This window comes from Streptomyces sp. NPDC048255 (genome assembly GCF_040652415.1).
GTDB lineage: Bacteria > Actinomycetota > Actinomycetes > Streptomycetales > Streptomycetaceae > Streptomyces.
This window is the reverse complement of record NZ_JBEZMA010000005.1, coordinates 40,534-57,360: the sequence shown is the minus strand read 5'-3', so window position 1 is coordinate 57,360 and position 16,827 is coordinate 40,534. Positions and strand designations below refer to the sequence as shown.

3 protein-coding genes are annotated in these 16,827 nt (G+C 75.0%); 1 reads left to right on the top strand and 2 read right to left on the bottom strand.

Annotation, left to right across the window (positions count from 1 at the left end; genetic code table 11):
- Nucleotides 1-53: 53 nt before the first annotated feature.
- Nucleotides 54-1,844, top strand: a complete 1,791-nt coding sequence (locus AB0D94_RS06805) for an ABC transporter ATP-binding protein (RefSeq protein WP_362046623.1) — start codon at nucleotides 54-56, stop codon at nucleotides 1,842-1,844.
- A gap of 452 nt (nucleotides 1,845-2,296) precedes the next feature.
- On the opposite strand, the gene AB0D94_RS06800 is transcribed toward AB0D94_RS06805, so the two are convergent.
- Both AB0D94_RS06800 and AB0D94_RS06795 read right to left on the bottom strand, forming a co-directional pair.
- The gene (locus tag AB0D94_RS06800; protein ID WP_362046620.1) at nucleotides 2,297-2,506 is read right to left on the bottom strand and encodes an MbtH family protein; all 210 of its coding nucleotides are present in this window, start codon (nucleotides 2,504-2,506) and stop codon (nucleotides 2,297-2,299) included.
- Entirely contained in the window at nucleotides 2,503-16,776 is a 14,274-nt protein-coding gene (locus AB0D94_RS06795) for an amino acid adenylation domain-containing protein (RefSeq protein WP_362046617.1), read from the bottom strand. The genes AB0D94_RS06800 and AB0D94_RS06795 overlap by 4 nt, the downstream gene beginning before the upstream one ends.
- Nucleotides 16,777-16,827: the final 51 nt, after the last annotated feature.

Sequence of the window (16,827 nt, the reverse complement as noted above, 5' to 3'; positions counted from 1 at the left end):
AACCGCTGGACTCTCAACCGCTGGACCGAGACGCGAAGGACGAAGGACCGACGATGAGCGGACCCGGCACACCCGAACGCGAGCTCCTGCCCACCGCCACCGGCGCCCGGACCTTCGCCGTCGTACGCGAACTCCTGCGCCGGCACCGGCTGCTGGCGTTCGGCGCGGTGACCGTCCTCGTCCTCGGCACGGCCATCGGGCTGCTGACCGCGCCGCTGCTCGGCCGGATCGTGGACCTGGTGGTGGACAAGCGCGGCGAATCCGCGCTGACCGTGCCGATGATCCTCCTGCTGGTGGTCGCCGTCGCCCGCGGCGTGGCCACGGCCATCGGCAAGTCCCTGGTGGCCAGGCTCGGCGAGACGGTCCTCGCCGACCTGCGCGAGCGGTTCATCGCGCGGGCGCTGCGGCTGCCGCTCGAACGGGTCGAGAAGGCCGGTTCGGGCGACCTGACCTCGCGCGTGACGGGCGACGTCACCCTGATCGCCAGGGCCGTTCGGCAGGCCCTGCCCGAGTTCGCCAACGCCTTCCTCACCATCGTCCTGACGCTGGTGGGCCTCGCCGTCCTCGACTGGCGCTTCCTGGCCGCCGTCCTGCTGGCCGTCCCGGTGCACATCCTCACGGTCCGCTGGTACATCCCGCGCGCCGCGAGCATCTACGCCGCCCACCGGGTGGCGACCGGAGCCCTCCAGCACCAGCTGCTCGACAGCGTCGGCGGAGTCCGTACCGTGCGGGCCTTCCGCCTGGGCGGGCGCCACGAGGAGCTGCTCGAACAGCGGTCGCAGACCGCCGTGGACCTCGCGGCGCGCGGCATGCGTCTGGTCTCGGGCTTCTTCTCCCGTCTGAACATCGCCGAGTTCATCGGCATGACGGCGATCCTCGTCACCGGCTTCTTCCTCGTCGACAACGGCTCGGCGAGCATCGGTACGGCGACCGCGGCCGCGCTCTACTTCCACGGCCTGTTCAACCCGATCAACGCCGCGCTGTTCCTCATCGACGACGCCCAGTCCGCCGGGGCGAGCCTCGCCCGTCTCGTCGGCGTGTCGAGCCTGCCCGCCGAACGGGAGCCCGACGTCCGGGCCGCCGCACCGGTCGACGGCTCGGTCAAGGTGTTCGGCCTCGGCCACGCGTACGTGGACGGCCACCCGGTGCTCAGCGAGGTCGACCTGGAGGTCCGGGACGGCGAGCGCGTCGCCCTGGTGGGCGCCAGCGGCGCCGGCAAGACCACGCTCGCCAAGCTGATCGCGGGCGTCCACGACCCGGCGACCGGTTCGATCTCCCTGGGCGGCGTGGACTCCCGCGAGCTGGGCCCCGCCGGGGTCCGGCAGGCGGTCACCCTGATCAGCCAGGAGGTCCACGTCTTCGCGGGCCCGCTCTCCGAGGACCTGCGGCTGGCCCGCCCCGGGGCGACGGACGAGGAACTGCGCGCCGCGCTGGCCCACGTCGACGCCCTGCAGTGGGTCGACGCGCTGCCCGAGGGGCTGGCCACGGTCGTGGGCGAGGGCGGCCACCGGCTCACGGTGACCCAGGCGCAGCACCTCGCGCTCGCGCGCCTCGTCCTCACGGACCCGCCCATCGCGATCCTGGACGAGGCCACCGCCGACGCCGGCAGCGCGGGCGCCCGCGTACTGGAAACCGCCGCGCTGCGCGCCCTGGAGGGCCGTACGGGCCTGATGGTCGCCCACCGGCTCCCGCAGGCGGCGACCGCGGACCGCGTCGTCGTCCTGGAGCAGGGGCGGGTCGTCGAGACGGGCACCCACGCGGAACTCGTCGCGGCGGGCGGCCGTTACGCGGAGCTCTGGTCGGCGTGGTCCGACAGCCGGCGGGAACCTGCGGTCCAGGCCTGACCCGTATCTCCCTCTGCAGAAGGCTCTCGCCCGGTACTCCGGGCGGGAGCCTTCTGCCGTCCCGGGCCGCCCCCTCGCCTGCGGCGCCGTTGCACGGGGCTCCGCCCCGGACCCCGCGCCTCAAACGCCGGCGGGGCTGGGTTTGGCTCTGGGTGTGGGGCGGTGCCCCGCCGGAGGATCTCCTCGGCTCGCGCACCGAGCCCCCGCTACGAGAGCCCGGCCGGGGTTGCGCGCTCGTCCTGCGGGGACCCTCCGGCGTGTCCCCACCCCACGGACCGGCTCTGGAGGGGAGGCCAGATCAAGCCCCGCCGGCGATTGAGGCGCGGGGTCTGGGGCGGAGCCCCAGGAAGCCCCGGCGCAGCCGAGCCTCGCCCGCCCCGGCCCGGATACGCGGACGCCGCCGCCCCTGGAGAACCTTCTCCACGGGCGGCGGCGTCAAGGCCCGCTAGCGGTCAGCCCTGCTGGGCGGCCAGGCTCGCCGGGCGCAGGTCCGTCCAGTTCTGCTCGACGTACGAGAGGCACGCCTCGCGCGTGTCCTCGCCGAAGGCGGTCCGCCAGCCGGCGGGGACCTCCGCGAAGGACGGCCACAGCGAGTGCTGGTTCTCATCGTTGACCAGGACAAGGAAGCGGCCCTGCGGGTCCTCGAACGGGTTGGTGGTCATGCGTTGTCACTCCTCGTGGACATGGCGGTGAACAGCTCCGAGAGCGGCTGCTGCGGGTCGGCTGCCACGGTGCGCAGCAGCCTCTGGAGTTCGTCGGCGAGCCGCCGTGCCTTGGCGGTGCCGAGCAGGTCGGTCGCGTGGATCAGGCCGCAGTGGACGGGGCCGTCCCCCTGCGGTTCGTAGAAGCTGAGGGTCAGCTGGGCACGGGTCGAGCCGGTCGGAACGGCGTCCAGGGAGCCGATCCCGCCCTCCAGCTGCTCCAGGTCCGCCTGTTCATGGTGGATCACCATGACCTGCGGGCCCTGCGCGGGCAGTCCGGCCGCCCGGACGACCTCCTCGAAGGGGACTTCCTGGCGGTCGAGGGCGCTGAGCGTGGTCTCCCGTACGCGGGACAGCAGTTCCGCGAACGTCGGGTCGCCCGCCGTGTCGGTGCGCAGCACGACCGTGTTGAAGAAGCAGCCCACCAGGTCGGCCAGCTGGTCGTCCGTACGGCCGGCGACCATCGTACCGATGGGCAGGTCCGTGCCCGCACCGTGGGCGGTGAGCACCGCCGCCAGGGCGGAGTGCAGCACCATGAACATGCTCGTGCCGGTCGCCCGGGCGAGCTCGTCCACGGCCGCGTGCAGCCGCTCGTCGAGGACGAAGCCGACGTGGTCCGCTCCCGCGGAGGACGAGCGCGGGCCGTCCGCCGGAAGGGCCAGTGCGGCCGGTACGTCCTTGAGCGTCTCGCGCCACCAGGCGAGCTGCCGGCCGCCCCGGCTGTCCGGGTCGTCCAGGTCGCCGAGGACCTCGCGGGCCCACTGGGCGTAGTCGGCGTACGAGACCGGCAGCGGCTGCCAGGCGGGTGCCCGGCCGTCCGTCCGGGCCGCGTACGCCGCGGTCAGGTCGCGGAACAGCGGGACGACCGACCACTCGTCGACCACCAGGTAGTGCATGGTCAGCAGCAGGGCCTGCTGCCCATCGGCGGCCGTCAGCAGGTGGGCAGCGAGCGGAGCCGCGCGGTCCGGCTCCGGTGCCCCGGCGGCCAGTTCGGCCAGGCGGGCCTCCAGGTCCTCGCACGTCTCCCGGATCAGGGCCGGGGCCGCGGCGGCCCGGTGGTGCAGGACGCCGTCCAGTTCCGTGAACGCCGTGCGGAGCGGCTCGTGACGGGCCGCCACGTCGGCGAGCGCGGCGGACAGGGCGTCCGCGTCCAGGCCGCCGGGCGAGCGCAGGACGAGCGCGTGGTCGAAGCCCCCGTGGCGGCGGAAGGCGTCCCAGTGCCAGCGCTGGACGGGCGCCGCGGCCGGCGTGTCCGGGCGCTCGGCCGCCGGGCTCAGGGCCGGGCGGGCCGACGCCGCGCCCTTCAGTTTGCCCTCGATGCCGGCGACGGTCAGCGCGTCGAAGACGTCGCGGATGCTCAGCTCCGCCCCGAACTCGGCGCGGATGCGGCCCAGGAGCCGCATCGAGGCCATGGAGTGGCCGCCGAGCGCGAAGAAGTTGTCGTGGACGCCGACCTTCTCCAGCTTGAGGATCTCGCAGAACAGCTCGGCGAGCCGGGCCTGCGTCGCGTTGGCCGGCAGCGCGTCGCCGGTCATCGCGGCCCAGTCCGGCGCCGGCAGCGCCTTGCGGTCCAGCTTGCCGTTGGGCGTCAGCGGCAGCGGGCCGTCCAGCGGGACGACGAGGGCCGGGACCATGTACTCGGGCAGCAGCCCGGCCACATGGGCGCGCAGCTCCTGCGGGTCCAGCTCGCCCGTGTCCGGTACGGCGTAACCGACGAGGCGCACGATGTCGCCGTCGCGGTCGGGCAGTACGGCGACCTGGGCGACCGACGGGTGCGAGGCGAGGGCCGCCTCGATCTCGCCGAGCTCGATCCGGAAGCCGCGCACCTTCACCTGGGTGTCGACGCGGCCGAGGAAGTCGAGGTTGCCGTCGGCGAGCCAGCGGGCGCGGTCACCCGTGCGGTACATGCGGGTGCCGGGGGCGCCGAAGGGGTCGGCGACGAAGCGTTCCGAGGTCAGCCCCGTCTTGCCGAGGTAGCCGCGGGCCAGGCCGCGGCCGGACACGTACAGCTCGCCCACCACGCCCGGCGGGACCGGGCGCAGGGTGTCGTCCAGGACGTAGCAGCGGGTGTTGGGGTCGGGCCGGCCGATGGGGACGCGGCTGCCGGGCCGGCCTCCGTGCTCGCGGGCGGGCCACAGCGTGGAGTTGACCGTCGCCTCGGTGAGCCCGTACGCGCAGATCAGGTGGGCCGTGGCGCCGAAGCGCTCGAACAGGTCCGGCGGCACCGTCTCCGTACCGACGAGGACGGTGGAGCCCTCGGGCAGTTCGCAGCCCGCGGGCAGCGCCGACACCAGGGACGGCGGCAGGATCATGTGGCTGATCCGCTGGTCCGCGAGGAAGTCGGTGAGCTCGGGGCCCGCGACCCGGGCCTCGTCGGTGATGAGGACCAGGCGCCCGCCGTTGCACAGGGCCATGGCCAGCTCGAAGGCGAAGACGTCGAAGCCGATCGAGGCGAACTGCAGGACCCGGCTGTCGGAGTCCAGGCCCATCCGGTCCACGGCGGTGGCCACGAGGCTGGAGATGCCCTCGTGCGGGACGACGACGCCCTTGGGGCGGCCGGTCGAACCCGAGGTGTAGATCACGTACGCGGCCTGGTCGAGGCCCACCGGCCCGCCCGCGAGGGCGGATTCGGGCAGCTCGGCCAGCTCGGCGGCGGTCTGCGGGGCGTCGAGCAGCACCAGCGGTACGCCCTGTGCCTCGGGGATCTTCCCCGCGACGGGCTCGGTGCCGACGACCAGGCCCGCGCCCGAGTCCTCGATCATGTACGCCAGCCGGTCGGCGGGGTGGGCCAGGTCGAGGGGCAGGAACGCGGCGCCCAGCTTGAGCGCGGCGAGCACCGTGGCGACCATGTCGACCGAGCGGGGCACGGCCACGCCGACCACGCTCTCGGCGCCCACTCCGTGGGCGGCCAGCAGCCGGGCGATCCGGTTGGACCGGGCGTCCAGCGCCTCGTACGTCACCGAACGGGCGCGGTCGACGACGGCGACCGCGTCGGGCCGCTCGGCGAGCCGCCGCGCGAACAGGGCCGGGAAGGTCTCCTCCTCGACCTCGCGGGGGGCGCCGTTGAAGCCCTCCAGGACCAGCCGGCGCTCGTCGTCCGCGAGGATCTCCGCCTGGGAGACGGGGCGCCCGGGTGCGGCGACCAGGGCCGCGGCGAGCGTCCGGAGGCGCTCGCCGAGGCGGTCGGCGGTCGCGTGGTCGAAGAGCTCGGTGGCGAACTCCAGGCGGCAGCCCAGGGAGCCCGCGCCGCCGTCGGCGGGCGTGTGCTCGGTGAAGCTGAACACCAGGTCGAACTTGGCCGAGCTGATGCGGAACGGCACGTAGTCGGCGCGCAGGCCGGGCAGTTCCAGCCCGTCGCCCGTGCGGGCGTGGTAGCCGACCATCACCTGGAACAGCGGGTTCCGGGACAGCGAGCGGGTCGGGTTGAGCTTCTCCACGACCGACTCGAACGGCACGTCGGCGTGCGAGAACGCCGCGAGGTCGGTCTCCCGGACCCGGCTGAGCAGCTCGGTGAAGCTGGGGTCGCCGCTCAGGTCGGTGCGCAGCACGAGGGTGTTGACGAAGAAGCCGACCAGGTCGTCCAGCGCTTCGTCGCCGCGGCCCGCGATGGGCGAGCCGAGGGGGATGTCCGTGCCGGCGCCCATGCGGTGGAGCAGGGCGGCCACGGCCGCGTGCACCACCATGAACATGCTGGCGCCGCTCTCGCGGGCGAGCCGCTTGAGGCCCTCGTGGACGTCGCCGTCGAAGGCGATGTCCAGTTCGGCGCCGGTGAACGCCGGCCGGGCCGGGCGCGGCCGGTCCGTGGGCAGTTCCAGCTCCTCGGGGGCGCCGTCCAGGGTGGTGCGCCAGTACTCCAGCTGCCGGGCGGCGAGGCTGTCCGCGTCCGCCGGGTCGCCGAGCAGGCGGTGCTGCCACAGGGCGTAGTCGGCGTACTGCACGGGCAGCGGCTCCCACTGCGGGGCGCTGCCGCCGGCGCGGGCCGCGTAGGCGGCTGCCAGGTCGCGCAGGAACGGACGGTCCGACCACTCGTCGGTGGTGATGTGGTGCAGCAGCAGGACGGCGACGTGGTCCTCCGGCGCCAGCTCCACGATCGTGGCGCGCAGCGGGAGTTCGGCGGCGAGGTCGAAGGGCCGGTTGACGGCCGCGTCGACGATGCCGGGCACCTCGTCCTCGGTGGCGCGCAGGCGCTCCACGACGGGCCGCGCCCGCTCCGCGGGCAGCACCCGCTGGACGGTCTGGCCGTCGCCCTCCACGAACACCGTCCGCAGGGCCTCGTGCCGGGCCGTGACGTCGGCGAGGGCGGCTTCCCACGCATCGGTGTCGAGGGCCCCGTGCAGGCGCATGACCAGCGGGAAGTTGTACGCGGCGGAGGAGCTCTCGATCTGCTGGATGACCCACAGCCGCTGCTGGGCGTGGGAGAGCGGCAGCTCGTCGGGCCGCTCGCCGGCGGTCAGCGCCGGGCGGGCGGCGCCGCCGGAACGGGCCGCGCGCTCGACCAGCTCGGCGACGGTGGGCGCCTCGAACAGGTCGCGGATGGCGAGTTCGGCGTCGAGAGCGGTACGGGCCCGGCTGACGAGCCGGGTGGCCAGCAGCGAGTGGCCGCCCAGCTCGAAGAAGTCGCTGTCGATGCCGACGCTGCCCTCGGGCAGGCCGAGCACCTCGGCGTAGAGGGCGCAGAGCGTCTCCTCCCGCGGGGTGCGGGGGGCGCGGCTGGTGCCCGTACCGGCGAAGTCGGGGGCGGGCAGGGCGCGGACGTCCAGCTTGCCGTTGACGGTGAGCGGCAGGGTGGCGACGGGCACGAGCGCCGACGGGACCATGTAGTCGGGCAGTCCGGCCTTCAGGTGCTCGCGCAGCCGCTGGAGCAGGTCCTCCCCGGCCTCCCCGGCCGCCGCGGCGTCCTCGGGTGCGAAGTAGCCGACCAGGCGCTTGGTACCGGTGCTCTCGTTGACGACGACGGCCGCGTGGGCGACCTCGGGGTGCGCGGAGAGGGCCGCGGCGATCTCGCCCAGCTCGATGCGGTAGCCGCGGATCTTCACCTGGTCGTCGGTCCGGCCCAGGAAGTCGAGCAGGCCGTCGGTCCGCTGGCGGACGAGGTCGCCGGTGCGGTACATCCGCTCGCCCGGCGCGCCGAAGGGGTCCGCGACGAACCGCTCGGCACTCAGCGCGGGGCGGTCGTGGTAACCGCGGGCCAGGCCGGTGCCGGCGATGTAGAGCTCGCCGGGGCAGCCGGGCGGGACCGGGCGCAGCATGGCGTCCAGGACGTAGGCGCGGGTGTTGCGGATGGGCATGCCGACCGTGGGGGTGGCGCTGTCCGCCGTCGAGCCGCCGAGGGTGTTGATGGTGTACTCGGTCGGGCCGTACAGGTTGTAGCCGTAGGTGCCCTCGGTACGGCGCAGCGTCGTCCACACGGTGTCGGACACGGCCTCGCCGCCGAGCAGGACCAGCGCGGGGCGGTGCTTGCCCGCCGGCTCGTCCCTCTCCAGGAGGCCCTCCTCGATGAGGAGCTGGGCGTACGTCGGGGTCACGTTGACCACGTCGACCTGGTGCCGGTCGCAGTAGGCGACCAGCGCCTCCGCGTCGCGGCGCAGCTCCTCGTCGCAGACGTGGACCTCGTGGCCCTCTACGAGCCACAGGAGCTCTTCCCACGACATGTCGAAGGCGAAGGACACGGTGTGCGCGATGCGCAGCCGGCGCCCGCCGGCCGAGGCGATGGCCGGGTCGAAGATCTCCTTCTGGTGGTTGAGCTGCATGTTCGTCAGGCCCCGGTAGGGGGTGACGACGCCCTTGGGCCGGCCGGTGGAGCCGGAGGTGTAGATGACGTACGCCGGGTACTCCAGGCGGCCTTCCACGTCGTGGGCGAACGCCGGGCGCTCGGCGTCGGTGATCTCGCCGCCGGGCAGGGCGGCCAGTTCGGCGGCGACGGCCTCGTCGTCCAGGAGGAGTTCGGGGGCCACCGGGCCGCTGTCGCCGCGCAGGGTCGGGGCGACGGCCGCGGTGGACACCAGGCACAGGGGACCGGTGTCCTCGGCCATCAGCCGCAGCCGGTCGGCCGGGTGGTCCAGGTCGAGCGGCAGGTAGGCGGCGCCGGTCCGCAGGACGGCGAACAGCGCGGCCACCATGTCGATGGACCGGGGCAGTGCCAGCGCGACGACCTTCTCCGGCCCGGCGCCGCGGGCCAGGAGCAGGCGGGCGATCCGGTTGATGTGCGCGTCCAGCTCGGCGTACGTCAGGGCGCGCTCGCCGAAGACCAGCGCGACCGCGTCCGGCGTGCCGGCGACCTGGGCCGTCAGCATGTCGGCGATGGTCTCGTTCGGCACGGGCTCGCGGCTGCCGGCCCACTCGGCCGTCAGGGCGGCCCGCTCCGGCGGGAGCAGCAGGTCCACGCCGACGGTACGGGCGGACGCGGCGTCCGGGGCGGCGAGGAGCTCGCCGAACCGCTCCAGGACGGTCGTGAACCGGTCCAGGATCGTGGTCGCGGCCTGCGCGTCGAACAGGTCGGGCCGGGCCGCCAGGGTCACGCGCAGCCTGGTCTCGGGCGTGACGATCAGGGTGAGCGGGAAGTGCGTGCCGTCGACGTTGGAGACGTCGGTGATGCCGTAGCGCTGGCGGAGCGCCGCGGCGCGGTCCTCGCCGTCGGCGGAGCGGAGCACAAAGAGCGTGTCGAACAGGCGGCGGTGGCCCGTCTCCTGCTGGAGGGTGCCGAGGCCGACGTACTCGTACGGCATGACGCCGGCGCGCTCGGACTGCATGCGGCGCAGCAGGGCGAGCAGCGGCTCGTCCGGGGTGAAGGCGATCCGGGCCGGGATGGTGTTGAGGAACATGCCGATGATGCCGGCGACGTCTCGGACGTCCGCGGGGCGGCCGGCGACGGCGGTGCCGAAGGCGACGTCGCCACGGCCGGTCATCGCGGAGAGGACCAGGCCCCAGGCGGCGTTGAGCACGGTGTTCAGGGTGAGGCCGTGCTGCCGCGCCAGGGTGCGCAGCCGGTCGCTGGTCTCGCGGGTCAGCACGGCGTCGAAGTCGGCCGGGATGACCGGGCCCGCGTCGCGGCCCGTGGGGGCGACGAGGGTGGGCTCGTCGAAGCCCGCGAGCGCGTCGCGCCACGCGCCGAGGGCCTGGGCCGTGTCCTGCTGGTCCAGCCACTCCAGGTAGTCCCGGTACGAGCCGGGGGCGGGCAGGCCGGCGCTCTCGCCGGACCGCTCGTACAGCGTGAACAGTTCCTCCAGGAACAGCCACGCGGACCAGCCGTCCCACAGGATGAGGTGGTGGGTGACGACGAGCCGGTCGCGGCCGTCGGCGAGCCGGATCAGCTGGAGGCGGCACAGGGGCGGCGCCGACAGGTCGAAGCGCTTGCGGCGGTCGGCGGCGAGCAGTTCCTCCATGCGGGAGTGCTGCTCGTCGGCGGACAGCCCGGACAGGTCGGTCTCCAGTACGGGGATCTCGGCGCCGTCCGCGATGAACTGCACGGGCCGGGGCAGTCCGTCGCTGGTGAAGCCGGCGCGCAGGCTGGCGTTGCGCTCCAGGATCGCCCGGCAGGCGGCGCGCAGCCGGTCCGCGTCCAGCCGGTGGTCGAGGTCCAGGGTCTCCTGGGACAGGTAGACGTCGAGAGCGTCGCCCGCGTCGTAGGTGGCGTGGAAGTACATGCCCTCCTGGAGCGGGGAGAGCGGCCAGATGTCGGCGACGGGCAGCCCGGCGGCGGCCTCGACGCGGGCGGTCTCCTCCGCGGAGAGCTCCAGTCCGCCGAGCGGGGCGGGGGCCGGGGGCTCCTGCGCCGGCGCGGCGGCGGTCAGCTGGGCCAGCAGCGCCTGCAGGGCAGGATCGACCGCTGCGCCGGACTGCTGCTGGAGGGCGAGCACGGCCTGCAGGGCCGCGGCCGCCTGCCCGGCGTCGGTGGCGGACACGGTCACGCCGGCGGCGGGCGCGGCGGGGCCGGCCGGGGCGGCGGGAGCGGTCTCTTCGGGCGCGCTCGCGGCCGCCGCGGCGAGCGCGGCGGGCGTGCGGTGCTCGAACACATCGCGCGGGCTGATGGTCAGTCCCCTTTCACGGGCCCGGGTGGCGACGGAGATCGAGGTGAGGCTGTCGCCGCCGAGCACGAAGAAGTCGTCGTCGGCGCCGACCCCGGTCATGCCGAGGACGTCGGTGAAGATCTCGCACAGGGCGCGTTCCCGCTCGTCGCGGGGTGCGCGGCCGCCGGCCCGGGGGGCGACGGACGGCGAGGGCAGGGCGTTCTGGTCGAGCTTGCCGCTGGGCGTCAGCGGGATCTCGTCGAGGGCCGTGAGGGCAGCCGGCACCATCGCCGCGGGCAGCGCCGCGGCGAGCTCCCGGTGCAGGGCCTCGGCGTCCAGGGCCGTGCCCGGGGCGGGGACGGCGTAGCCGAGGAGGGCTCCGTCGCGGACGATCACGGCGGCGCGGGCGACACCGGGCAGGGCGGCCACGGCCGCCTCGATCTCGCCCAGTTCGACGCGGTTGCCGCGGATCTTGACCTGCCGGTCGGTGCGGCCGAGGTACTCGACGGCGCCGTCGGCGCGGCGCCGGACCAGGTCGCCGGTGCGGTACATGCGCTCGCCGGGCCCGCCGAACGGGTCGGCGACGAACCGCTCGGCGGTCAGGCCGTGCCGGTCGTGGTAGCCGCGGGCCAGCTGGACGCCGGCGAGGTACAGCTCGCCCGGTACGCCGTCCGGGACGGGGCGCAGGAAGGAGTCCAGCACGTACAGCCGGGTGTTCCACACGGGCCGGCCGATGGGCACGGCGAGCTCGGTGCCCCCCTCGTAGGGGAAGTACGTGACGTCGACGGCCGCCTCGGTGGGCCCGTACAGGTTGTGCAGCGGTACGGGGGCACCGCCCTGGCGGGAGGTCAGCTCGTGCCAGCGGCGGGCGTCGGGGCCGGTGAGGGCCTCGCCGCTGCAGAAGACGCGGCGCAGGCTCGCCGCCCAGTCCGGGGCGCCGGGGGCGGCCTCCATGACCTGGACGAACGCCGCCAGCATCGACGGCACGAAGTGCATCGTGGTGATCCGCCGGGTGCGGATCAGGTCGGCGAGGTAGGCGGGGTCGCGGTGGCCGTCCGGCCGGGCGAGGACGACGGTCGCGCCCTCGACGAGGGCCCAGAAGAACTCCCAGACGGACACGTCGAAGCTCGACGGGGTCTTCTGCAGCACGCGGTCACCGGCGGTGAGCCCGTACTCGCCCTGCATCCAGGCCAGGCGGTTGACGATCGCCCGGTGGGTGACGGCGACGCCCTTCGGGCGCCCGGTGGAGCCGGAGGTGTAGATCAGGTAGGCGGGGTGGTCGGGTCCGGCGGGCGCACCCGCCGTGCCGGCGGCGCCGGTGGTGTCGGCGGCCTCTTCGTCGCGGTCCACCAGGACATGGGCGAGACCGGGCACGTCCGGCAGCCGGCCGGCCGCGTCGGCGGTGGTCACGACGGTACGGGCGCCCGAGTCGGCCAGCATGAACGCGACCCGGTCGGCGGGGTAGTCGAGGTCCAGCGGCAGGTAGGCGGCGCCCGCCTTGTGCACGCCGAGCAGGGCGACCATCAGCTCCGCGGAGCGGGGCACCGCGACCGCCACGAACTGCTCGGGGCCGGCGCCGCGGGCCCGCAGGCGCCGGGCCAGCGCCTCGGCGCGCCGGTCGAGTTCGGCGTAGTCGAGGGTGGTGTCCTCGAAGACGACGGCCGGGGCGCCGGGGGTCCGCGCCACCTGGGCGGCGAAGAGCGAGGCGAGGGTGGCGTCCGCGCCGGGCAGGGTGCGCGCCGTGGCGTTCAGCGCGGTGAGCTGCTCCTGCTCGCGGCCGGACAGCACCGCGACCCGGGCGACCGGGCGGGCGGGGTCGGACACGAGGGTCTGGAGCAGCGCCTCGAAGCGGTGGGCGACGGCCGCGACGGCCGGCTGGTCGAGCCGGGTCGCGTCGTACTTGAACCGCAGCGACAGCTGGGCGCCGCCGGGCTCGACGATCAGCGCGAGCGGGTAGTGCACGGCGTCGAAGACCTCGGCGCCGGTGACGCGCAGCGCCTGCGCGTCCTGCTCGGCGGACAGGTCGCCGGAGGGGTAGTTCTCGAAGACCACGAGCGTGTCGAAGAGTTCCCCGCCGCCCGCGATCCGCTGGATCTCGGCGAGCCCGAGGTGCTGGTGGTCCAGCAGGGCCGCGTGCTCGTCCTGGACGCGCAGCAGCAGCTCGGCGAGGGCCTCGTCCGGGCGCAGGGAGACCCGGACCGGGACGGTGTTGATGAACAGGCCCACGGCCGCGTCCAGGCCCTCGACCTCGGTGGTGCGGCCCGAGACGGTGGTGCCGAAGACGACGTCCCGGCTGCCGGTCAGGCCGCCGAGGAGCAGGGCCCAGGCGCCGTGCACGACGGTGCTGAGGGTGAGGCCGTGGCTGCGGGCGCGGGCGGTCAGGCCGGCGGTCAGCGACTCGGGCAGCCGGACGTCCACGTCCTGGGGGACGGCGAGGGGTACGAGTCCCCCGTCGTCCGGGCAGGCGGCCGTGCCCGCGGCCGGCTCGAGCAGCCGGGTGGGCTCGTCCAGACCGGCCAGCGCATGCTGCCACGCGCCGCGCGCGGCGTCGCGGTCCCGGCCGGCCAGCCACGCCAGGTACGGCTGCGGGGCGGGCGGCTCGGGCAGCGCCTCGCCCTGGTAGGCGGCGGTCAGCTCGCGCAGCAGGACGGAGACCGACCAGCCGTCGGCGATGATGTGGTGGAGGGTCAGCAGCAGCCGGCTGCGCTGCCCGTCCTTGATCAGGGTGGCGCGCATGAGCGGCGGCCGGCCGAGGTCGAAGCGCTCGGCGCGGTCCTGCCGCAGGACGTCCTCCAGCGGGGTGCGGGCCGTGTCGGCCTCGCTCCAGGGCAGGGCCGCGTGGCCCGGTATCCGCTGGACGACCTGGCCGCCGGGCAGCTGGCGGAACGAGGCGCGCAGCAGCGGGTGCCGGTCGAGCATCAGCTGGAGGGAGCGGCGCAGCCGCTCGGGGTCGACCTCGCCCTCCAGGTCGAGGAGCTCCTGGACGACGTACAGGTCGCCGGCGGCCTGGTCGAACTCCGCGTGGAAGAAGAAACCTTCCTGGAGCGGCGAGACGGGCAGGGCGTCCTCGTCGAGCTCCACCGCCGGGGCCGCCGGCGCGGCGGCCGGGGCCTCGCCCGCCGTCCTGGCGAGCGCCGCGACGGTGCGCTGGCGGAACACGTCGCGCGGGGTGATCGCCAGCCCCGCCTCGCGGGCGCGGTTGACCATCTGGATGGCGACGATGCTGTCGCCGCCCAGCTCGAAGAAGCTGTCGTGGACGCCGACCGACGGCAGGCCGAGCACGTCGGCGAAGAGCCCGGCGAGCGCGGTCTCGGCGGGGGTGGTGGGCGCGTCGCCGCCCACGGTCGCGGTCCACTGGGGCTCGGGCAGGGCCCGGGTGTCGAGCTTGCCGTTGGGCGTCAGCGGCAGCGGCCCGTCGAGGCGGACGACCGCGGAGGGGACCATGTAGTCGGGCAGCGCCTCGGCGATCCGGGTGCGGGCCTGCGCCACGGAGGCGTCGGCGTCCGTACCGGCCTCGGCGACGAGGTAGGCGACGAGCCGCTTGGCGCTCCGGTGGTCCTCGCGGACCAGGACGGCGGCCTGGGCGATGCCCGGGCAGGCCATCAGGAAGCTCTCGACCTCGCCGGGCTCGATCCGGTGGCCGCGGATCTTGATCTGGCCGTCGGAGCGGCCCAGGAACTCCAGGTTGCCGTCGGCGGCCCAGCGGACGCGGTCGCCCGTGCGGTACATGCGCCCGCCCGGCTCGGCGGCGTACGGGTCGGCGACGAAGCGCTCGGAGGTGAGCCCGTGCCGGCCGAGGTAGCCGCGGGCCAGGCCGCGCCCGGCGACGTACAGCTCGCCCTCGGCGCCGACGGGCACCGGGCGCAGCGCCGCGTCGAGCACGTAGGCGCGGGTGTTGGGGTCGGGCTCCCCGATGGGCGCGGGGCCCGGGCGGTCCGCCTCCGCCAGCCACAGGGTGGAGTTGACGGTCGCCTCGGTGAGGCCGTACGCGACGACGACCTGGAGCCGGCCGGCCCAGCGGGCGATGAGCTCGCTGGGCACCGCTTCGGTGCCGACGATCAGGACGGCGCCGTCGGGCAGGTCGCAGTCCTGCGGCAGCGCCGAGACGAGCGACGGCGGCAGGATCATGTGGGTGGCGCGGTGGCGCGCGATGTAGTCGGTGAGGGCGGCCCCGGCGACGCGGCGCTCGGAGGGGACGACGATGATCCGGCCGCCGACGCACAGCGACATGATCAGGTCCCAGACCGTCACGTCGAAGCCGACGGACGCGAACTGCACCACGCGGCTGCCGGAGGTGATGCCGATGCGGTCGGTGGCCGTGGCGACGAGGCTGCCGACGCCGTCGTGGGAGACGACGACGCCCTTGGGCCGGCCGGTGGAGCCGGAGGTGTAGATGACGTACGCGGCCTGGTCGAGCGCGATGGGCAGGCCCGGGTCGGAGGCGTCGAGCGCGGCGCACTCGGCCGCCACGGCCGGGTCGTCCAGCAGCAGGTGGGAGACGCCGGGGGCGTCCGGCAGCGCGGCGGCGAGCTCACGGGTGGTGACGACGGTGCGCGCGCCGGCGTCGTCGAGCATGTAGAGGATGCGGTCCTGCGGGTGGTCGGCGTCCAGCGGCAGGTAGGCCGCGCCCGCCTTCATGACGGCGAGCAGGGACACGACGAGTTCGGGGGACCGCGGAACGGCCACTGCGACGACGTCCTCGGCGCCCGCGCCGCGGGCGGTGAGGAGGCGGGCCAGCCGGTTGGCGGCGGCGTTCAGTTCCGCGTACGTGAGTTCCCGCTCCTCGCAGACCAGCGCGACGGCGTCGGGGGTGCGCCGTACCTGCTGCTCGAAGGCGGCGGGCCAGGAGAGTTCGGCCGTCTCGCGGGGCGATACGCCGAACTCGCCGAGGAGCTGGGCGCGCTCCGCGGCGGAGGTCAGTTCGATGCGGCCGACGGGGCGGTCCAGGTCGTCGGCGAGGGCGCCCAGCAGGTCCAGGAAGCGGCGCTCGTGGTCGCGCAGGGCCTGCTCGTCGCAGACGTCGGCGTCGGCGTCGAGGTGGACCCGGATGCCGAGGCCGCCCTCGGTCTCGACGAAGCTGAGGGCGAGGTCGCTGACGGGGCCGAGCCAGACGGCGTCGAGTTCGCTGTCGAGGTCGCCGAAGCGCAGGCTGTCGGGGCGGGGCAGGACGTTGACGGTCGGGCCGACGAGTTCGGTCACGCCGTCGGCCAGGCCCAGTTCCCTGGCGAGGTCCTCGGCGCGGTAGCGCCCGTGGTCGACGGCGCCGGCGACGGCCGTGCGGACGTCGGCGAGGAGTTCGGTGCCGGTCGTGCCGGGGCGGACGGTCAGCCGCAGCGGGACGATGTTGGACACCATGCCGGGGATGTCGGCGGACACGGCGTCCTGGCGGGCGGCGACAGGCAGGCCGAGGACGAGGTCCTGCTCGCCGCTGACCCGGTGCAGGTAGGCGGCGACGGCCGCGATCAGCAGCCGGGAGGGGCGGGTGCCGGCGCGCTCGGCGGCGGCCTGCAGCCGGCGGATGTCCGCGGCGGACAGCTCCGACGTGCGGCGCAGCCGGCGCGTCATGTGCGCCGCGGCGCGCTCGACGAGGCGCACGGGCTCGGGCCGGCCGGCCATGCGCGCGAGCCAGTAGGCGCGGTCCTCCTGGTGGCGGTCCGAGGCGCGGTACGCCTGGTCGGCCGCCACGAGGCGGGAGATCCGGCGGTCGCGCGGGGCGGGGTCCGCACCGCCCGCGGTGTAGAGCTCACCGGCGCGGCGGGTGATCAGGGCGACGCCCATGCCGTCGTTGACGATGTGGTGGTAACGCTGGTACCAGCGGACGCGGTCGTCCGCGAGCCGCAGCAGCGCCATCGCGAAGAGCGGGCCGCGGGCCAGGTCGGCGGGGCGGTCGCGCTCGGAGCCGATCCAGTCGGCGGCGGCCGCCTCGGGGTCGGCGGCACCGCGCAGGTCCACGACGGGGACGTCGAAGGCCGCGGGAACGGGCGTCTGACGGGGGCCGTCCTCGCCGTCGCTGAACCGCACGTGGAGGCTTTCGACCTCCTCCACGGCCTGCCGTACGGACGCGGCGAGGAGACCGAGGTCGATGTCGCCGCGCAGGTCCAGGGCGAACACGATGTTGTAGGCGGAGCTGTCCGGGTCGATCTGCTGGGCGAGCCAGATGCCGGTTTGCCCGCCCGTGACGGGTGTGCCGGAAGCGGACGTCCGGTCCGACGCGTCGTCAAACATCGTTCGAATGGGCCTTTCCCTGGTGGTGCGTCAGTGAGGTGTGTCCCGTCC